A 19,059-nucleotide genomic window follows, 5' to 3' on the forward strand; every position below is an offset into this window, starting at 1 on the left:
GTCGTAGCGTTGCATGTCGGTACCGCTCTGACCGGAATCGGCGTCGGCGGGTTGGTGGCCGCGTCCGTTGGCCGGGCGGTGCTGCCCGAACTGCATTTCCAGTGGTTGTTCCTGGTTGGGGTACTGCCATTTCCACTCGTTCCGCTGTGTTGGAAGCTGATCCCGGCGGGATTGCCGACCGACGACCGGGCGAACACGCTGGAACCTTCACTGCCCGAGGCGACACCATTGCGGGAAGTGTTCGCACCCCGAGTGCGTGCCGCCACCTTGCTGTTCGCGACCGCCGGATTCTTCGGCCTGGTGCCGGTATACGGCGCCAGCACGTGGCTACCGACACTGATGATCCGTGCGGGGTACGACCTGCATTCGGCGTTGGAGTTCACCATCGCATTCAATGGTGGTGCGATCGTCGGAACGCTGGCCGCCACGGTCTTGGCGGATCGTGGCGGCCATATCAAGGCCATCACGGTCGTGTCGTTCCTCTGCGCCGCGATCGCCATGTTGGCGTTGAGCACACACCAATCGAGATGGCTGGTGCTGGCGATGTCGGCGGTAGCGGGACTGGGCGCGCTCGGCACGCAGAACTTGATCAACGCCTATGTCAGCCAGTATTACCAAGCCCGGCTGCGTGGCACGGCGCTAGGTGTGAGCCTGGGCCTCGGTCGACTGGGCTCGATCGTCGGGCCGAGCTATCTCACGCTCGTCACCGTCCTCATCGTCACGCCCGGCGCGGGCTTCTACGGGTTCGTCATTACGTATCGAAGCAGTCGCTGCTTCTTCGCCGGCGACGCCGCACACCAGAACCCGCCCTGGGGTGGATTCGGTGCGAACACCGGCATCGGAGATGCCGTCGACCTCGGCTGCTTGACCGCTGCCATCGAGGGCTGGGCAGGTCCACATCTGCTCGATTCCTACGAGATCGAACGCTGACCTATGGCACTGCGTGCGATCGCCGAGGCCGAACGCAACATGCAGGTACTTCACCGGCGAGCTGGTCCGGCCCGGGCTCGACGGTGACAGCGACGATGGCATACAAGCCCGGCTGAAGACTGCGGAGTTGATCCGGCAAACCAAACTGCCGAAATGTACACCCCAACCAAATACTTCGTCCGATGCGCGCGCTGGCTTGGGGCGACGTTCAGGCGCGGCCGAAAGACCGTGCAACACCATTTCAGAGAAAGTAGTCATGATGAGGAAAGTTTTGGCAGCGTCGGCGCTGCTCGCCACCGCCATCTGCGTGAGCGCGGGCACTGCTTCGCCGGTGCCGGGTAACCAGTCGACCGTGAATTACACGCTGAGCGCGACTGATCGGTACACCCTGATCAGTACCGACGCGGGTTCAATCACTGCTGATGACGGGGTTCTTGCGATCAAGGCAGCGAACGGGGCGGTGCTCGGTGGAACCGAGTTGTCGTTCAGGGTCGATGATTTCGTCTTTCCCATTGCCGCGGAGGTCAAGGACCGGACCGCGACTTTGACTCCGCAGTTCGACGTGGCGCACGCTGTTTACAGGCCGGTCGCGTTGCCGTATGAGAACCAGGCGCCGTGGAAGTCCGAGTACGAGCGTGAGCAAGCGGCGTGGTCTCGGTTGACGAGCACTATCGCGTTGGGTGCCTCGGTCGGGACCACGGTCGGTGGTCTTGGTGGTGCGGCGATCGGTTGTGTTCTCGGTGGTATCGCCGGCGCGACTGTTGCTTCGGCCACGATTATCGGTTTGTTCGGTGCGTTCATTCCGGCTGCTGCGGTTGGCTGTATCGGTGGGATTGTGGCGATCGGTGCGCTCGGCACGGTGTTGGGTCAGCTCTTCGTTACTGCTCCGGTCGCGATCATGGCTGCGGTGCAGTACTTTACGACGATCAACGCCCCAGCCCCGGTCCCCACGAAGTGAGAAACAGCCCTGCGGCACGGCTAGGTTAGCCGTGCCGCAGGGCTGTTCAATCGCAGTCGGACGCTTCATCGGGTCGACTGGTCGTTCCTGTCGACCGCTGCGGGACCACCACGCGATGGTCGCCAAGTCCGGTCGGTCGCAGTACGTCACGGCCGGGAGATGCCGCATGCCTCGAAGGCTGCCTTGGCCGACGCGATCTGCTCGTCCGAGGGCTTGCCTTCTGGCCGGTTCTCGCGAGTGAAACCGGCGTCGCTGAGGCACTGCTTCTGCTCAGCGGTGAGCTGGGCATGGTGGCTTTTCCCTTCGCCCGGCGCGGCCGATGCGGATCCGGCACCCAGACCGGGAGACAGAGCCATCCCCATCATGGCGGTGGCCACGAACGAATTGCGGACGATACGCATACCGACGATTCCTTTCCTGGACTCAGTCGCCGCGACCGCGGCGACTGCCTGAGTCTCGACGGCGCGGCTGGCGGGCTCTGGAGGAGTTCCTTGCGGTCTACTGGGCACCGGTTCACAGGAGATCACCAGGAAACTTCGAGCCACCTCACACCGTCGACGGGCATCCTGTCGCTATGCCCGCGACACCGACGCCACTGCCCGCAGGCCAGTCATCGTCGACGCCACCGCGGGTCCTCGTGGCCGACGACGAAGAGAACATCGCCTATCTGGTCGGCACCGGTTTGCGCATGGCCGGGTGCGCGGTGGAGATCGCGTCGACCGGCCGGGAAGCGCTGGCGTTGGCGGACAGCTCTCGTCCGGGCGCGATCGTGCTCGACATCATGCTGCCCGACGACGACGGCTACGTGGTCCTGACCAAACTGCGCGGTCGCGGATGCGACGCACCTGTCCTGTTCCTGACCGCGCGGTCCGATACCGCCGAACGAGTCCGCGGATTGAATAGCGGCGGTGACGATTACATCGTCAATCCGTTCGTCATGGAAGAAGTCGTCGCCCGCGTCCACGTCGCGCTGCGCAGGAGGGGCGCGATCGCCGACAGCTACTCGCGCAATGGTGGGTGGCAGGTCTGGTGCTCGACGACGAAGCACACCGTGTGTGGCGGGGTGACGAGGAAATACATCTGACGGTCACCGAATTCAGTCTGCTTCGATGTCTCATCACCAACGTCGGCCGAGTGGTCACCCGAGCACGGATTCTGGATCATATGTGGCAGTACAACTTCGACGGCGAGTCCGCTGTCATCGAAACCTTCATCAGCAGCTTGCGTAAGAAGATCGACCGCAGCGGCCCGAAGCTCATCCACACTGTGCGCGGGGTGGGTTACTGCATCCGGGACGTCTGATGTCGCTGGCGAGGCGGCTGATCCTGGCGCTCATCGCATTGACCCTGATCATGCTGGCCGCCGGTGGCGCGGTTGTCGTGATCCAGCGCCACTACCTCGTGCAGCAACTCGACACCCGACTGTCGCAATTGGCAGAGAATCCGGTGGTGCCGTTATTGCTGAGCCAGCGGTCGAGACAGGTCAGCAGGTTCCCGGCCGCGTTCGGCGACATCTACCTCGGGATGGGATTCGCAATGTCGACGGCACACTCACCACCATTCAGGCGCCCACTGACGACCCGAGCGTGGTGCCGAATCTACAAAGCATGCAGTCACTTCCCGTGCCGTCAGGTCGCCCGACGACGGCGGGGGTCGCGTCGGATATGCGGGTGATGACGATCGAATCCTTTGGACCGCGGTCATCGGGATCTCGGCCCAGAACGCACGGGATGCCACGTCGCGGTTGATCGTCGCACTGGCGGCGGCTGGTGGCATCATCGGACTGGTTGTCGGTTCGGTTGTCTGGTGGGTGCATCGTCTCGGCTTGGCGCCCATCGCGCGGATGACAGAGGCTGCCGATGCGATCGCCGCCGGAGCCACCGATCGTCGTGTCGAGGCGTACCGGCCGGGGACCGAGGCTGCCCGGTTGAGTCAGGCGTTGAACACCATGATCGACGCCATTCAGGCCACCGAGGACCGGATGCGGCGATTCGTCGCCGACGCATCCCACGAACTCCGCACGCCATTGACAACCTTGCGCGGATACTCCGCCCTGTACTCGTCCGACGGCCCCGTCGATACGGACGGGGTTCAAGACGCGATGCGTCGAATCAACGACGAAGCCCGTCGAATGGCGGGGATCGTAGAAGCATTGCTGGACCTGAACGATCTGGACGAGCACGGCATCGCAGATCGTGGAATAGTCGACGTCGCGGCTGTCGTCGACGATCTGCATGTCATCCAGCCCGAGCGCTGCATTCGTGTCGAAATGCCGAAATCCCTATGCGTCATCGCAGTTTCGGATCGGGTGGTCCAAGCAGTGCTGTCTCTGGCTACGAACACGCTGTGGCACACCCCCAGTGATGCCACGATCACCATCCGCGTCATCGGAATCGATAATTCGGTAAGGATCTCGGTCGATGACGCCGGGCCGGGTATCGCGCCCGAGCGCCTTCCGCACCTGTTCGACAGGTTCTATCGAGCCGACAGCGGCCGCGCGCGCAGTCCGGGCGGCAATGGTCTGGGTTTGGCGATCGTCGCCGCGATCATGCACGCGCACAACGGAACTTTTGGAGTCGACGCCCAGCTGGGTCGCGGTAGCAGCTTCTGGATCGAATTTCCCCGAGGTATCCCGGAGTGCGGCGGTGTCGGTCAGCGTGGTCGTTCAACGCGCACCAGACCCGACGCGATCGCTACCAGTTGAGTACGGTGGCGGACAGCCCAGCTTTCGTCATCGCCAGCTGGACCTGCGTGCGTACGGTCAGCGGGCTCACCGACATCTGTTCGGCTCGGGTCGATTCACCTGCTCGGCGTCCGCGTCGATGGTCTGTTGCACGATACGCATGGCTGAAAGTGCAGCGGGGGCACCGCAATACCCGGCGGTGTGGATGACCGCCTCGACGATCTCTTCGCGCGTGAGACCGTTGGCGAGTGCGCCACGTACATGGCCGGCGAGCTCCTCGTGCGCTCGCAGCGCAGTCAGCATCCCGAGATTGAGCAGACTACGGCTGCGTCGGTCCAGTCCGGGGCGAGTCCACACCGCACCCCAGACATGTTCGGTGACAAACCGTTGCAGTTCGGCCGACTCGGTTCCCTCGGTACGGGCCAGCGCCTGGTCGACGAACGAATCGCCCATCACCTCCCGGCGAACCGACATGCCTGTCTCCGACAGCGCGGATTCGCGTTGGGAGCTATCGGGAAACGGCACTGCTACCTCCTGGTGGCATAGGGCGAGTCCTCAGCCGAGGACTGTACCGATGGTCAGTGGTGTTCCGGTGGCGCGGCGCACCTGCTCGATGCTCACGCCGGGCGCGGTCTCGCGCAGAATCACCTGGCCTTCGGCGATATCGAGCACAGCGAGGTCGGTGATCACCCGCTGCACAACGGCTTGGCCGGTCAGCGGCAGGGTGCAGGTCTCGACGATCTTGGGTGAGCCGTCGCGGGTGGTGTGTTCCATCAGCACGATCACCCGGCGGGCGCCGTGGACGAGGTCCATCGCGCCGCCCATGCCTTTGACCATCGCGCCGGGCACCATCCAGTTCGCCAGATCACCGGTCCGCGAGACCTGCATCCCGCCCAAGACCGCTGTGTCGATGTGACCGCCCCGGATCATGCCGAACGACAGTGCCGAGTCGAAGAACGAGGCGCCAGGTTCGACCGTCACGGTCTCTTTGCCCGCGTTGATCAGATCAGCGTCGACGCCGTCCTCATGCGGGTAGGGCCCGGTACCGAGGATGCCGTTCTCGCTGTGCAGGACGACCGCCACTCCGTCGGGTAGGTGGTTCGGGATCAGGGTGGGAAGACCGATCCCGAGGTTGACGTACTCCCCGGGCGAGAGCTCCTGTGCCGCGCGGGCGGCCATTTCTGTGCGTGTCCAGCTCATCGGGTGGTCTCCTGTCGAACGGTTCGCTTCTCGATTCGTTTGTTCTGGGCGCCGGTGTGCACGATCCGCTGTACGAAGACCCCCGGCAGGTGAACGTGTGCGGGGTCGAGTTCACCGGCCGGGACGAGCCGTTCGACCTGGGCGATGGTGATCCGACCGGCCATCGCGACCAGTGGGTTGAAGTTCAGGGCCGATTTCTCGAAAACCAGGTTTCCCTCGGTGTCGCCGACGGCGGCGTGAACGAGCGCGAAATCGGCGACGATGCTCTGTTCGAGGACGTAGCGGCGGTGTCCGAACTCCCGGACTTCCTTCGGTGGTGAGGCCAGCGCCACTGACCCGTCCGGTGCGTAGCGCCACGGGAGGCCGCCGTCGCTGATCGGGGTCCCGACGCCGGCTGGGGTGTAGAAGGCGGGTATGCCCGCTCCGCCGGCCCGAAGTCGCTCGGCGAGGGTTCCCTGCGGGATCAGTTCCACCTCGAGCTCGCCGCCGAGGTACTGGCGCGCGAACTCCTTGTTCTCACCGACATAGGAGGCGGTCACTCGTGCGATTCGTCCGGCCGACAACAAGATTCCCAGCCCGTAGTCGTCGATGCCGCAGTTGTTGGAGAACACTGTGAGTTCGGTGGCCCCGCTCTCGGTGATCGCCGCGATCAGCGCGTCCGGGACACCGCACAATCCGAACCCGCCGACTGCCAACGTCGCCCCTGAGCCGATGTCGGCGACGGCGGCGAGTGCCGTATCCACCACTTTCGAAGTCATCCGTGGCTTGCCTTTCGTATGACCGTTCATTCATTGGACGCTTGTTTGTGTCGTGATCACAGAACACTCCAGCTGCTCCAACTGGCAAGATGGAATTCCACGGGAGCCAAAATTGCTCGGCGAGTGGACAGGCTGGGGTCATGTCGTCCATTGAGTGGACGTAGGATGCGGGCATGAGTGGAGTGCCGAATCCATCTGTGCTCGGGCGCGCGGCGTCGCTGCTGCGTGCGGTTGCCGCCGGCGGTGATGTGGGAGTGTCGACCAGTGATCTGGCACGTCGGGCCGATCTCGCGCGGCCTACCGCGCATCGGTTGCTCTCGTCGCTGGCCGAGGAGGGCTTTCTCGACCGGGACGCGGGGTCGGGTCTGTGGTTTCTCGGGCCGGAGCTGTTCCTCATGGGTTCGCTCGCGGCCGAGCGGTACGACATCACCGATGTGGCGCGTCCCGTGCTGCTTGAGCTCGCCCGCGAGACCGGGGAGAGTGCGTTCCTGTCCGCCCGCCGTGGTGACGAGACGGTGTGCCTGGTGGGCGAGGAAGGTAGCTTTCCGCTGCGCTCGCATGTGCTGCACGTGGGCATCCGATTCCCGCTCGGTGTCGCCTCAGCAGGCCTGGCGATTCTCGCGCACCTACCCGACCGCGACATCGAGGACTACCTCGGCCGCACCGACCTGAGTGCGCAATGGGGTGCGAGTCATTCTCGTGACCAGCTGGTGCCGCGTGTGGACGCGACGCGAGAAACCGGCTGGTGCGTGAATCCGGGCCTGCTTGTCGAGGGGAGCTGGGGGATGGCGGCGGCGGTGTTCGACCGTCGCGACGAGCCGCGGTGGGCTTTGAGCCTGACCGGAGTCGAGAGTCGGTTCCGTGCCGAGCGTCACGACATGCTGGGTACGCTGTTGCTCCGCCACGCCCACGCACTCTCCGTTGCGCTGAGCCGTCGCAGGTCCGGATCATCTACTCGATGAATCTGCTGATTGCGCTGCGTCCCGAACCGGCACCACTGGGATAGGCGCATCAGCTGTCTCTGAAGGAATCATGTGTGGCTGAGGTCGGGGGAGCGAGCTTGGAAGCGCCCCACAGAAACTCCACACTTTTGACCGGAATCAACGCGAATTCATGCGAATCGTTGAGAAGAACAGTTTCTTGAAAAGCCCTGGTGCTGAGCACTATTGGGTCCTGACGGGTAGCTTCTGGAGAACCGGAACGCGCGCCAGGTGGTCGCAGGTTCAAATCCTGTCAGCCCGACAGTGAAAACCCCCTTCGACCTGGGTCGGAGGGGGTTTTCTCGTCCCCGGAGATTTGACGTGGTTTGGCCAAACTCCACAGAAACTCAACAGTTTCGAATCTGATCAGTCGTCCAGTGGGTCGCCGCCGCTCTCCTGGGGACGGTCGGCCACGGTCGAGATGGAGCGTGAACGAGGGCAGCCGTGAACATCGTGCGGACGCGCCGGAGGGCGGCGGCGCTGGCATGCATCCCGGTGTCCGCGCCCCTAGCGAAGTCGTTCGTCCCGCGACACCCGGTGGCTGCGATCGGTTCTGGGTGTGGCTCCCGCATCCGTGGACTTGCGGTGCATAAGCTGAGTGGCGCCTGCGCTGTGGCGGCGGTGTAGGACGCAGGGGAAGGTCTCGCCTCAGTGAGCAAATTTGCCGAGGCGAGACACCTTGCCCTGGCCGCCAGATCTCAAAGGTAGGGGTACATCGCGTCTGTCGAGGTCTGTCGGCTCGCCCGCATGGCGTACGCCGTGGCCGGCGGTCTACGGGGACACGGCCAGCGGTGTCGATCGAGTACCGCCACGCGATCGGCCAGCTCGGATCGCGATACCTTGCGTCGGACCGCGAGCTGACCTCCTCGATAACCCCGAATCGAGAAGGTCAGGGGTTCAATTCGAGCAGCACCGTGATGTTGAGATCGACGTGGTCGGGCGCACGCCGTGGCGAGCCTGCTGTGGGGTACCCGGTATTGCAACCCGCATGGCACGAACCTGTCGACCACCACAGCCGACAAGCGCATTGCTGCAGAGGAGAACTGTCGGCCGAGGCGGGTGAGAATCAGTCGACCGAAACTTGACGTCCGACACGGGATCGACACGAGTTGAGGGGGAAACGATCGGAATTGTCGGGATAGGTTGGGATGCGAGCGGCGACCATTCCCCCAGGTAGTAGGTAGTTTTGGGATGTGGTGAGGCCAATGATGAGTACTACGAACCCTATTAGGTGAACAAGAAATCGATGACCGGATGCGCGGTCCCCGCCGCCCGCCGCTCCAGATACGGGCCGACCAGCCGATCGAGTCGCTCCCGGTGCGCGGACGCGGCGGCCTGCCACTCGACCTCGGGCAATACCCGCAGGTCGAGAGCGGAGTCCAGGTCGCTGTGCGTGCTCACCTGGTCATTGTCCCGCATCAGCCGGAGGCACCAACGACCCGCCGCAGGTCAGGCTCGGAGGAGCGCCGCCTGCACCTGTTGGAGCCGGTCCACATCCCCGCGGAAACCGGCGACCGCGTCGTTGTACAGGAACGCTTCCCACAGCCGCACCAGGGCGTAGGCCAAGGTGTCGCGGACGATGGGCGGCTGATAGCCCTCGGCCTCGGCGCGTTCGATCAGGCCCGCGACGACCGCGACCGCGGTCTGGTGGACGAGGCCGTCGCTGCGGGTGATCAAACGCAGGGCGCTGGTCGACTCGTTGTCGAAATAGGTGCGCAGTGAATCGTCCTCGACCAGCCAGTGGATGCAGCGGTCCAGGATCTCGTTGAGGCGTTCCGCGCCGGTCGCCCGGCACGTCCGGGCGGTGTGGGCGACCATGCGCTCGAGCTGGTGGGCGATCGCGGCTCCGAGCAGGCCGTCGCGGGAGCCGAACCACCGGTAGATGCTGGTGCGTCCGAGGCCGAGCTGGGCGGCGATGGCGTTGACGTCGACGCGCTTGCCCGCGAGGAACGTGTCGATCGCGACGCGCAGCACATCGTCGCGGGTGGCCGCGGCCGGTCGTCCGGGCGCCCGGGTCCCTTCGGTTCGCGTCACAGGGGACAGCATAGGCCGCCGAGGGTATTTGAAACATATCGCTCTCTGTGTAACATTCCCGAGCATGCAATTGGCACTCACCGAGGACGAGCTCGCCTTCCGCGACGAGCTGCGTGCCTTCTTCCGGCACGAAATTCCCGAAGACATCCGTAATCGCACCCGGCACATGGCCGAGATCAGCAAGGACGACATCGTCACCACCCAGCGCATCCTCAACGCGCACGGGCTCGCGGTGCCGCACTGGCCGGTCGAATGGGGCGGCCGCGACTGGACCCCCGTGCAGCGCCATATCTGGCACGACGAGATGCAGCTCGCCTCGGTCCCCGAACCGCTCACCTTCAACACCAACATGATCGGGCCGGTCATCGCCCAGTTCGGTGCGCCGGAGATGAAGGAGCGCTTCCTGCCCGCGACTGCGAATCTCGACATCTGGTGGTGCCAGGGCTTCTCCGAACCCGAGGCCGGTTCCGACCTCGCCTCCCTGCGTACGGTCGCCGTCCGCGACGGCGACGACTACGTGATCAACGGCCAGAAGACCTGGACCACCGCCGCGCAGAGCGCGGACTGGATGTTCTGCCTGGCCCGCACCGATCCGAACGCGCCCAAGAAGCAAGCGGGCATCTCGATGCTGCTGTTCCCGCTGGACACACCGGGCGTCACCGTCCGCCCGATCGAGTTGATCGACGGCGGCTTCGAGGTGAACGAGGTATTCCTCGAGGACGTGCGGGTGCCCGCCGACCAGCTCGTCGGCCAGGAGAACCAGGGCTGGACCTACGCCAAATTCCTGCTCGGCAACGAACGCACCGGCATCGCCGCCGTCGGCCAGACCAAGGTGCGGCTGTGGCTGGCCAAGGAACACGCCAAGCAGACCCGGCTCGGATCCGGCACCCTGCTCGACGACCCGATGTTCGCCGCCCGCATCGCCGAACTCGAAAATGAGCTCATCGCACTCGAACTCGTGCAGGCGCGGGTCGTCGCCGGTTCCGCCGACGGCGCACCGAACCCGGTGTCCTCGATTCTCAAACTGCGCGGCACCGAACTCCAGCAGGCGGTCACCGAACTGCTCGTCGACATCGCGGGTCCGGACTCGCTCGCCCGCGAGTCCGATGAACCCGACTGGGCGCGACGCAGCACCGCCACCTACCTCAACTACCGCAAAACCTCGATCTACGGAGGATCCAGCGAGGTGCAGCGCAGCATCATCGCCTCGACGATCCTCGGACTGTGAGACAGCGCAATGGATTTCGAATTCACCACCGAACAAAACATGCTGCGCGACTCCGTCCGTAGCGTCCTCACCCGGCACTACACCCACGAACGGCGCGCCACCGTCGTCGCCACCGACCCCGGCTGGGATCCGCAGGTGTGGTCGACCTTCGCCGAGATCGGCCTGCTCGGGCTCACCATCCCCGCCGACGACGGCGGACTCGACGCGGGCCCGATCGAGACCATGCTCGTGCTGGAAGAACTCGGACGCGCGCTCGCACCGGAACCGGTGCTCGACTGCGCGCTGATCCCCGGCGCCGTCATCACCCGGGCAGGCTCCGCGCAACAACGCAAACAGCTGCTGCCCGAGATCGCGGCAGGCGAGCGCAGGCCGGTCTTCGCCCATGTCGAGCCGGGGATGCGGCCACCGTCCGCCGCGGTGTCCACCCGGGCGACCCGCGACGGTGACGGCTGGCGGGTGACCGGGCGCAAGCACCCGGTCGCCGCCGCGGATTCCGCCGACCAGTTCATCGTCAGCGCGGCGCTGCCCGACGGCGGCACCGGACTGTTCCTGATCGAACCGACCGATCCGGGCGTCACCGTCACCGCCTTCCGCACCCACGACGGCCGCCGCGGTGCCGACCTCACCTTCGACAGCGCTACCGCCGAACCCCTCGGCAACCCGGTCGACGCCGCCGATGTGATCGGCGAAATGATCGTCACCGCCCAGGCCGCGCTGGGCGCCGAAGCGGTCGGTGCCATGTCCGAAGCGCTGCGGCTGACCACCGAGTACCTGGGCACCCGCAAACAGTTCGGGGTCGCACTGCGTACTTTTCAGACGCTCACCCACCGCGCCGCCGACATGTACGTCTCGCTGGAGCTCGCCAGGAGCATGAGCCTGTACGCCTCGATGTCTCTGGCCGACGGCATCGCCGACCCGCTGGTCGCCGCCCGCGCGAAACTGCGAATCGGCCGCTCCGGCAGGCACATCGGCCAGGAAGCCATCCAGATGCACGGTGGTATCGGCATGACCGCCGAGTACCCCGTCGGCCACTACACCGCCCGCCTCACCGCCATCGAACACACCCTCGGCGACTCCAGCGATCACCTGCGTTACCTGACCGCCCACGTCACCGACCACCAGCTGGCGGAGATCTGAGCCGAATTCCGGTCCCGGCGGGCGCGAGTGCCGCCCGCCGGGTGGTTCGGCGGGCGGACCGCTCCGGATAGGTGCGGTGGTCGAGGCCGTCACATGATTCACCGATGCCGGGCCTCCGGAGCGGTGGTGAGAAGTCTTCGCTCGCGGCCGGAGCAGTGCGGAGTGTTGTGAACGCGAGAGCGGAATGATCGTGTGTCGGAACAGAAGCCGGTCAGTGTGAGGACTCGAGGTGGTGGAGGCGGTCGAGGGAGGTCAGGGTGATCGTCGGGTCGTGGAGCGTGATCAGATCGTCCCGGTCGAATTCTTTGAGTGCCTTGTTCAGGGTGGGGACAGAGGTGCCGAGCATGGCGGCGAGCGTGCGGTGCGGCAGATCGACCGTGTTGTCGACGGCTTCGTCGAGCAGGAGCTGGGCGAGCTGGGTGGGCAGCGGGCGACCGAGCATATTGATGAGACGGCCCTGACCGGCGGCAAGACGCTTCGCCACGCTCGTGAGCCAGCGGCGGGAGATATCGGGGTGGTCGGCCAGGAGTGCGTCGAAGGCAGCGGCCGGTAGGAACAGGCAGTGCGAATCGGTGCGGGCGCGGGCGGTGTAGGGCGGCGGCGTTTCGAGCAGCAGGGCGAGGTCGCCGTCGAGGTCGCCCGGGCGCAGCACGTCGATGACCGTTTGCTCTTGCGCCGAGCCGACCGACAACTCGACCAGGCCCTGCCGGACGAACCACACCCCCTCCGGCGCCGCCCCGGCGACGAACAGCGACGACCCGGCGACCAGGGGTTTCGGCTCGAAACGGTCGGCGAGTTCGTCGTAGTCCTCGACGCGCAGCGGGCAAGTGCGCAGGCGGCCCACACACCGCGCGACCCAGGCCGCGTGCCGTAACTGATCGTCGCCGAAATTGTCTTCGCCCGTGGCGCGGACCAAATGGGAAAACGCCCGATGACTGTGGATCATTGCTCGCTCCTGGTGGTGGTGCCGCAACTTCGTCCCACTTCGATTATCCTCGCCGAACTGCGCGAATGCCCGCCTGCGCGAAGGCGCATCCGGTGGCTCACCGATCCGTCCCGGCACGGCACGGACCTGGGGCCGGCCACCGTCGAGGCGCGCCGACGGGGAATGCTCATCATGCGGGGGCGCCGGGGCGCATGCCAGACTAGCGGCGTGGGCGCGATGGGGAATGCGAGCGCTACGGCGCGAACGGACGGACAGCAGGGCCGCGACCGAGGCGAGGTGATCGGTGGCGGACTGCTGTGGCTGGCGAAATGGGCACTGTGCATCGTCGCGATCGCGGCGGGTGCGTGGGTGCTCGGCACGATCGTGGCGCGGCTGTGGGTGGTGCTGTTGCCGGTCGCGCTGGCGGTCGTGGTGACCACCATCCTGTGGCCCGCGACCAGGTGGCTCACCGCGCACGGGTTGCGGCCCGCATTGGCCGCGACGATCACGCTGGTGAGTTTCCTCGCGCTGGTGGCGGGCGTCATCGCGCTGATCGTGCCGTCGGTCGCCGATCAGGCACCGGAACTGGCGGACAAGTCGACCGCGGGCGTGAACCAGGTGCGTGACTGGATCCAGGGTCCCCCGCTGAACATTCGCGACGAACAGCTCGACTCCGCCGTCGACGCCATCGTGTCGCGACTGCAGTCCAGTGGCACCCAGATCGCCAACGGCGTCTTCACCGGTGTATCCACCGCCACCTCGGTGCTGATCACGGTGTTCCTGGTGCTGGTTCTGGTGTTCTTCTTCCTGAAGGACGGGCCGCGCCTGCTGCCCTGGATGAACCTCGTGTGCGGCAACCGCAGCGGCCGCCACCTCGAGGCCGTGCTCGAACGGGTCTGGGGGACCCTCGGCGGGTTCATCCGCACCCAGGCCATCGTCAGTTTCGTCGACGCCGTCCTCATCGGCGCTGCCCTGTTCATCCTCGATGTGCCGTTGGCGCTGGTGCTGTCGGTGATCACCTTCGTCGGCGGTTTCATCCCGATGGTCGGCGCGTTCGTGGCGGGCGCGCTCGCCGTGCTCGTCGCGTTGGTCGGCAACGGTTTCACCACGGCGCTGATCGTGCTGGGTGTCGTGATCGCCGTGCAGCAGCTGGAAGGCAATGTGCTGCAACCGGTGTTGCAGAGCCGCAGCATGGAGTTGCACCCGGTGATCGTGCTGCTCGCGGTCACCGCGGGTGGTTCCCTCTACGGCATCACGGGCGCCTTCCTCGCCGTCCCGGTGGTGGCGATGATCGCGGTGGTCCTGCGCTACCTGGGCGAACAGATCGACGCGAAGACCACCCCACCGGAATCGGCGGAATGCGAAACCGCGGCGAAGGCGGCCGTCCCACCCACCGCCCAACCCTCCGGCGATCCCGCCTGACCGGAAGCGTTGCCGCAGGGGAAACTCACCTGCCCGGCGTCGAAGTCGGGTAGTCCTCGGACCGGGTGACCGGCGGACCGGTAGCGTGCCGGTTCATGCTCGGTCGCGAATCCGATCCCGTCATCGTCGGCCTGGCCGCCATCATGCGGTCACGGCTCGACGAGTACGTCGCGGAGTTGGTCACTTTCACCAGGCAGCACATCGCCCTGTATCGAGACGAGACGGTGGTGTCGGACGACCTGCTGTCGCAGAGTTTGCGCCGGAACCTCACCCGTTCGCTCGACCAGCTGCAATACAGCGTGCCGGTCGATCTGTCGGCCGCGCAACGGACCGGGCGGGAACGCGCCGCGATGGGGGTGCCGCTGCCGGAACTGTTGCGCGCCTACACCATCGGCTTCGCGTTCTTCTGGGAGCGGTTGCTGAGCTGCGCGCGCGAGCACGGCCCGAAGGCCGTTGAGGTGGCCACCGACACCGTGTCCGACCTGTGGATGCTCAACGACGAGTTCTCGACCGCGCTCACCGAGGCCTACCGCGAGGAGATGAACGCGCGTCTGGTCGCCGAGGATCGGCGGCGGTCCGCGCTGGTCGCGGCCCTGATCGACGGCTCGGCCGGCGACACCCAGACGGCGTGGGAGATCTCGCAGACCCTCGGGTTGCCCTTCGAAGGCACCTTCGTGGTGGTCGCCACGGAATCGGCACCCATCGCCGACAATGCGACGCTGCATCTCGAGGACGTGCTGCGCCGGCGCGGCACCTCCTCGGCCTGGCGTTCCCAACCCGACCGCGAGATCGGCATCATCTACCGCGGCCGCAGCCAATCACTGTCCGACATTCTCGAGATCGTCTCCGCCACCGCCACTTTCCGGGTCGGCGTGAGCCCGGAATTCGGCAGGCTCGACAAAACCCCGAGGGCGGCTCGATTCGCCCGCACGGCGCTGGAGGCGATGCCCGCCGGAACGGTCGGGGTGAACCAGATCGTCGACACCCCCATCAGCGACCTGGTGATCGGCAATGTGGACTCGGCCAGGCAGTTCGTCTGGCGGGTACTCGGCCCGATCCTGCGGCTGCCCGCGGAGGAACGCGACACCCACCTCGCCACGGCCCGGGCCTGGCTGGCCGCCGACGGTTCGGCCGTGCGCGCCGCGGCCGCGCTGTACTGCCACGAGAACACTGTGCGGCACCGGATCCGCAAGCTCGAAGAACAACTCGGCTGCTCGCTGAGCAACCCGACCCGGCTGGCCGAACTCGTGGCCGCCCTGCAGGCCGTCGGCACCTTGCCCGACCTCGCGGGCTCACCGACACCGACCGGGCAGGGTTGGCGGCAACCCGCCCAGCCTGTCTGATTTGCCCGTTGTTGTGGTGGCGACAACGACAGGCCCGAAACGGTGTCGGCGCCTACAGCCGTCTACCCACCACCCCGCCCTAGACTCTGTGCGTCAGGTAATCCAGGGGACCCGCAGCGGCGAAAAGGGCATGGACACAACAGAATATGCCCTTCTGGCCCTGCGGTCAGGCGGAGAGGGGAACTCGATTTGTCATCGATTCTGGACCGGAGCTTTCGCCCCGAGCCGGTTGATATGCGCGGCGCGGCAAGACAATTCGTGATCGACCAGGTCGAATCGACCGGTGCGGCGACCAGGAACGATTTCGACATCGACCGCATTGTTTCCACCGCACACGATCAGATCGGTGATTGGGACATCCGCAGCATGTCCGGCACGGCCTTCTGGCGCATCGTTTCCTGCTGTATCCGGCCGTAGTCGTTCCTCGCCGAAGACACCTCGTGCCCAGCCTGTTCGGCACGCGGCTCAGCGGTCACCGAGGTCGGCACGCAGCAGCGCGACGAGGCCGAGAACGGCCATGATCACCAGCCATATCGCCGATCCGAGTCCCGCGAGGATCATCGTGCCCCACAGGATGATGAACGGTCCGTATTCGGCGACGCGGCCCCAATAGTCGCAGGGGCCGACGTCGCCCGGGATGGCGGCGCATTCCGGGTGTGCGTCGCCGGCGAAGGCCAGGGCTGCGAGGACCGAAAGCAGCACGGCCCCAGCGAAGATGAGGATCAGATGCCTGAGGGGGCGCATACTGCCCGACCCTAACGACTCGGGCGCGGGCCCGTGGTTCGAGCCGCATGGCAGGGGCCGGCTGCGCGGGGTGGCGGGAACCACCCCGCGCAGGTCGGGCCCCGCGAACTCACTCGGGTTTGCGATGGGTCCCGTCGCGCACGGTACCGACGAACTCCTCCACCAGGTCCTCGAGCGCGACGACGCCGACGGTGTTTCCGCGGGCATCCACCACCCGGCCCAGATGACTGCTGGTGCGGCGCAACCTGGCCAGCGCCTCGTAGAGCGCGGTGGTCGTGGTGACCGTCGGCAGGGGGCGGATGTCGGTGCGTGGGATCTTGGTGTCGGGGCCCGCGTTGTCGTCGGCGACCTCGTCGAGCACGTCCTTGATGTGCAGGTAGCCGACGAGCGAACCGTCGGCCGCGCGCACCGGGTACCGGGAGAACCCGGTCTCGGCCACGGCGGCTTCCACATCACCGAGCGTGGTTCCGTCGCCGCGCAACGGCACCGAACGCGCCTCGGCCAGCGGAACCATCACATCGCCCACGATCCGCTCGGAGGTGCCCAGGGCCTGGGTGAGCCTGCGGTGTTCCTCCTCGTCGAGCAGACCCTCCGAGCGCGACTCGCCGATCATCTCGGCCAGTTCCACCGTGGACACCGTCGCGTCGAGTTCGTCCTTGGGTTCGATGCGCAGCATCCGCAGGGTGAGGTTGGCCGCGTAGTTGTAGAGCGCGATGAGGGGACGCGCGATCCGCAACCACATCAGATGGATCGGTACCAGCAGCAGCGCCGAGCGTTCCGGACCGGCCAGCGCGATGTTCTTCGGGACCATCTCGCCGAGCAGGATGTGCAGGATCACCACCAGCGTCAGCGCCAGCGCGAACCCGACGGGGTGCAGCAGTTGCTCGGGCAACCCGAGCAGTTCGAACGGGCGCTCGATCAGGTGCGCGATGGCCGGTTCGCCGACCCGGCCGAGCAGGATCGAGCAGATGGTGATGCCGAGCTGGGCGGCGGCCAGCATCATCGACAGGTTCTCGCCTGCCTCGATCACCGTCGCGGCCTTCTTCTTCCCCTGTGCGACAAGGGCTTCCAGACGATCACGACGGGCCGAGATGAGCGCGAACTCGGCCGCGACGAAGAAGGCGTTGCCCGCGAGCAGCACCGCGGTGAGGACGAGTCCGAACAGGTCACCCATGGTTGTGCTCCCGTGCCGCGAGGTTCGCGTCGTCGACGGGCACCAGGCGCACCCGGTCGATCCGCCGTCCGTCCATCCGTTCCACCCGGGCCACCCAGCCGCCCGCACCGCCACGCGATTCGGGCAGGACGACCTCGTCGCCGCCCATCGGAATGCGGCCCAGCTGGGTGAGGACGAGTCCGCCGAGGGTTTCGTATTCGCCCTCGGGCGCGTCGTAGCCCGTCGCGCGGGACACCTCGTCGATGCGCAGCAGGCCCGAGCAGTCCCAGCCGTCGCTCACCCGGCGCACATCGCGTTCCTCCTCGTCGTGCTCGTCGCGCACGTCGCCGAGGATCTCCTCGATCAGGTCCTCCATGGTGACCATGCCCGCGGTGCCGCCGTACTCGTCGACGACGAGCGCCACCTGCATGCCGTCGGCACGGACCCGTTCGAGCACCTCGTCGCCGTCGAGACTGGCGGGCACGATCGGCACCGCGACGGCGAGCTTCCCGAGCGGGATCTGCTTACGCAGGTGCGCCGGATGGGTGAAGGCGTGTTTGACGTGGACGACGCCGAGGGTGTTGTCGAGGTCGCCGTCGATCACCGGAAACCGGGAGTACCCGGTGCGCGCCGAGGCGGCGATGAGGTCGGCGATGGTGTCGTCGCGGTCGAGCGACTCCACCTTCACCCGGGGGGTCATCAGGTCCTCGGCGCTGCGTTCACCGAACTCCAGCGAGCGGTCCATCAGCTGCGCGGTGCGCTGATCCATCGCGCCGCGCTGGGCCGAGGTGCGAACCAGCGATCCGAGTTCCTGCGGCGACCTGGCCGAACGCAGTTCCTCGGCCGGTTCGATGCCGAGCCTGCGGACCAGCCAGTTGGCGGCGTTGTTCAGGAAGCGGATCAGCCATTTGAAGAACACGGAGAACCCGATCATCGGGCCCGCGGTGAGCCGGGCCGTCGCCATCGGCTTGGCGATGGCGATGTTCTTGGGTACCAGTTCGCCGTAGATCATCGACAGCGAGGTCGCCAGGATCAGCGCCAGCGCGAGCGCGACACCGGTCGCGGCGGTCTCGCTCAGGCCGATGCCGTCGAGCAGCGGCGCCAGCAGCCGCGCCAGCACGGGTTCGGCGATGAAGCCGGTGATCAGGGTGGTGATGGTGATGCCGAGCTGGGCGCCCGAGAGCTGGAACGACAGGGTGTTGTGCGCCTGTTTGACCAGTCGTGACCGGGTGTCACCGGAGCGCGCGGCCGATTCGACGGCGCTGCGTTCCAGGGCGGTGAGGGAGAACTCGGCGGCCACGAACAGGGCGGTACCGAGGGTCAATGCGGCGAAACCGAGCAGGCTGAGCACTGTCAGCACGGTGGACATCCTCAGCACCACCCATGCGGTGCCGGGGCGAGACCAGTGGATCGGACGGACGCTGCGGAAAGGAGGACGCCGGGTTTGTCACCCGGCTCCGTAGAGGAGCCCTCCTGTGTGGCGCCCTTGGACGCGGGTGACAACTGGATCCTTTCGAGGTGGGAAAACGAGCTGTGCCGAGATCGGCAACTCCATAGTAATCCGT

General features: G+C 66.3%; 21 protein-coding genes. 11 read left to right on the plus strand and 10 right to left on the minus strand.

Going from position 1 to position 19,059, the window contains the following annotated elements:
• Positions 1-9 precede the first annotated feature (9 nt).
• Entirely contained in the window at positions 10-930 is a 921-nt protein-coding gene (locus tag LDL21_RS29820; protein ID WP_255675062.1) for an MFS transporter, read from the plus strand.
• Between the two features lie 259 nt (positions 931-1,189).
• Positions 1,190-1,888: a DUF8020 domain-containing protein gene (locus LDL21_RS16430; RefSeq protein ID WP_225280748.1), complete on the plus strand. Its 699-nt coding sequence runs from the start codon at positions 1,190-1,192 to the stop codon at positions 1,886-1,888.
• 146 nt (positions 1,889-2,034) lie between these two features.
• Here the strand turns inward: LDL21_RS16430 and LDL21_RS16435 are convergent, their stop codons facing one another.
• Positions 2,035-2,289 carry a hypothetical protein gene (locus LDL21_RS16435; RefSeq protein ID WP_225280749.1) on the minus strand — a complete coding sequence of 85 codons (255 nt, stop codon included), beginning with the start codon at positions 2,287-2,289 and terminating at the stop codon, positions 2,035-2,037.
• Positions 2,290-2,462: 173 nt separating this feature from the next.
• Between LDL21_RS16435 and LDL21_RS16440 the strand changes: the two genes are divergently transcribed.
• The 3 genes from LDL21_RS16440 (at position 2,463) to LDL21_RS16450 (ending at position 4,591) form a co-directional block, all read left to right on the plus strand.
• The gene (locus LDL21_RS16440) at positions 2,463-2,972 is read left to right on the plus strand and encodes a response regulator transcription factor (protein ID WP_225280750.1); all 510 of its coding nucleotides are present in this window, start codon (positions 2,463-2,465) and stop codon (positions 2,970-2,972) included.
• Positions 2,942-3,190 carry a winged helix-turn-helix domain-containing protein gene (locus tag LDL21_RS16445; protein WP_225280846.1) on the plus strand — a complete coding sequence of 83 codons (249 nt, stop codon included), beginning with the start codon at positions 2,942-2,944 and terminating at the stop codon, positions 3,188-3,190. The genes LDL21_RS16440 and LDL21_RS16445 overlap by 31 nt, the downstream gene beginning before the upstream one ends.
• A 441-nt stretch (positions 3,191-3,631) precedes the next feature.
• The gene (locus LDL21_RS16450; protein WP_225280751.1) at positions 3,632-4,591 is read left to right on the plus strand and encodes a sensor histidine kinase; all 960 of its coding nucleotides are present in this window, start codon (positions 3,632-3,634) and stop codon (positions 4,589-4,591) included.
• A gap of 66 nt (positions 4,592-4,657) precedes the next feature.
• Here LDL21_RS16450 and LDL21_RS16455 read toward each other — a convergent pair whose 3' ends face one another.
• The 3 genes from LDL21_RS16455 to LDL21_RS16465 form a co-directional block, all read right to left on the minus strand.
• Entirely contained in the window at positions 4,658-5,023 is a 366-nt protein-coding gene (locus tag LDL21_RS16455) for a carboxymuconolactone decarboxylase family protein (protein WP_308017137.1), read from the minus strand.
• A 102-nt stretch (positions 5,024-5,125) separates the two neighbouring features.
• The gene (locus LDL21_RS16460) at positions 5,126-5,770 is read right to left on the minus strand and encodes a CoA transferase subunit B (RefSeq protein ID WP_225280752.1); all 645 of its coding nucleotides are present in this window, start codon (positions 5,768-5,770) and stop codon (positions 5,126-5,128) included.
• On the minus strand, positions 5,767-6,528 hold the full coding sequence (locus LDL21_RS16465) for a CoA transferase subunit A (protein ID WP_225280753.1): 762 nt from the start codon (positions 6,526-6,528) through the stop codon (positions 5,767-5,769). The genes LDL21_RS16460 and LDL21_RS16465 overlap by 4 nt, the downstream gene beginning before the upstream one ends.
• Positions 6,529-6,701: 173 nt before the next feature.
• Here LDL21_RS16465 and LDL21_RS16470 point away from each other — a divergent pair, with 173 nt between their 5' ends.
• Complete coding sequence (locus tag LDL21_RS16470) at positions 6,702-7,490, plus strand: IclR family transcriptional regulator (RefSeq protein ID WP_225280754.1); 789 nt, start codon at positions 6,702-6,704, stop codon at positions 7,488-7,490.
• 1,245 nt (positions 7,491-8,735) lie between these two features.
• On the opposite strand, the gene LDL21_RS16475 is transcribed toward LDL21_RS16470, so the two are convergent.
• Both LDL21_RS16475 and LDL21_RS16480 read right to left on the minus strand, forming a co-directional pair.
• Positions 8,736-8,909 carry a hypothetical protein gene (locus tag LDL21_RS16475; RefSeq protein WP_372462188.1) on the minus strand — a complete coding sequence of 58 codons (174 nt, stop codon included), beginning with the start codon at positions 8,907-8,909 and terminating at the stop codon, positions 8,736-8,738.
• Positions 8,910-8,957: 48 nt separating this feature from the next.
• A complete protein-coding gene (locus LDL21_RS16480; RefSeq protein ID WP_225280755.1) occupies positions 8,958-9,542 on the minus strand; it encodes a QsdR family transcriptional regulator in 585 nt (194 codons plus the stop codon).
• A 64-nt stretch (positions 9,543-9,606) separates the two neighbouring features.
• Here LDL21_RS16480 and LDL21_RS16485 point away from each other — a divergent pair, with 64 nt between their 5' ends.
• Together LDL21_RS16485 and LDL21_RS16490 are read left to right on the plus strand one after the other, a co-directional pair.
• Positions 9,607-10,770, plus strand: a complete 1,164-nt coding sequence (locus LDL21_RS16485) for an acyl-CoA dehydrogenase family protein (protein ID WP_225280756.1) — start codon at positions 9,607-9,609, stop codon at positions 10,768-10,770.
• Between the two features lie 9 nt (positions 10,771-10,779).
• Complete coding sequence (locus LDL21_RS16490) at positions 10,780-11,907, plus strand: acyl-CoA dehydrogenase family protein (protein ID WP_225280758.1); 1,128 nt, start codon at positions 10,780-10,782, stop codon at positions 11,905-11,907.
• A 211-nt stretch (positions 11,908-12,118) separates the two neighbouring features.
• On the opposite strand, the gene LDL21_RS16495 is transcribed toward LDL21_RS16490, so the two are convergent.
• Positions 12,119-12,853 carry a Crp/Fnr family transcriptional regulator gene (locus LDL21_RS16495; RefSeq protein ID WP_225280759.1) on the minus strand — a complete coding sequence of 245 codons (735 nt, stop codon included), beginning with the start codon at positions 12,851-12,853 and terminating at the stop codon, positions 12,119-12,121.
• Between the two features lie 216 nt (positions 12,854-13,069).
• On the opposite strand from LDL21_RS16495, the gene LDL21_RS16500 reads away from it, so the two are divergent.
• The 3 genes from LDL21_RS16500 to LDL21_RS16510 all read left to right on the plus strand — a co-directional run bounded on the left by LDL21_RS16500 (position 13,070) and on the right by LDL21_RS16510 (position 16,014).
• Entirely contained in the window at positions 13,070-14,254 is a 1,185-nt protein-coding gene (locus LDL21_RS16500) for an AI-2E family transporter (protein WP_225280850.1), read from the plus strand.
• A gap of 95 nt (positions 14,255-14,349) precedes the next feature.
• Positions 14,350-15,597 (plus strand): PucR family transcriptional regulator, encoded by a 1,248-nt coding sequence (locus LDL21_RS16505; protein ID WP_225280761.1) that lies wholly within the window; start codon positions 14,350-14,352, stop codon positions 15,595-15,597.
• A 258-nt stretch (positions 15,598-15,855) separates the two neighbouring features.
• Complete coding sequence (locus LDL21_RS16510) at positions 15,856-16,014, plus strand: hypothetical protein (protein WP_225280763.1); 159 nt, start codon at positions 15,856-15,858, stop codon at positions 16,012-16,014.
• Positions 16,015-16,062: 48 nt separating this feature from the next.
• On the opposite strand, the gene LDL21_RS16515 is transcribed toward LDL21_RS16510, so the two are convergent.
• From LDL21_RS16515 to LDL21_RS16525, 3 genes are all read right to left on the minus strand, one after another.
• Entirely contained in the window at positions 16,063-16,341 is a 279-nt protein-coding gene (locus tag LDL21_RS16515) for a hypothetical protein (RefSeq protein WP_225280764.1), read from the minus strand.
• A gap of 109 nt (positions 16,342-16,450) precedes the next feature.
• On the minus strand, positions 16,451-17,515 hold the full coding sequence (locus LDL21_RS16520) for a hemolysin family protein (RefSeq protein ID WP_181698109.1): 1,065 nt from the start codon (positions 17,513-17,515) through the stop codon (positions 16,451-16,453).
• Positions 17,508-18,863 carry a hemolysin family protein gene (locus LDL21_RS16525; RefSeq protein WP_181698110.1) on the minus strand — a complete coding sequence of 452 codons (1,356 nt, stop codon included), beginning with the start codon at positions 18,861-18,863 and terminating at the stop codon, positions 17,508-17,510. Before LDL21_RS16525 ends, LDL21_RS16520 begins: the two co-directional genes overlap by 8 nt.
• Between the last annotated feature and the right edge of the window lie 196 nt (positions 18,864-19,059).

The sequence above is a fragment of the Nocardia rosealba genome, assembly GCF_020216065.1.
GTDB classification, from domain to species: Bacteria; Actinomycetota; Actinomycetes; order Mycobacteriales; family Mycobacteriaceae; genus Nocardia; species Nocardia rosealba.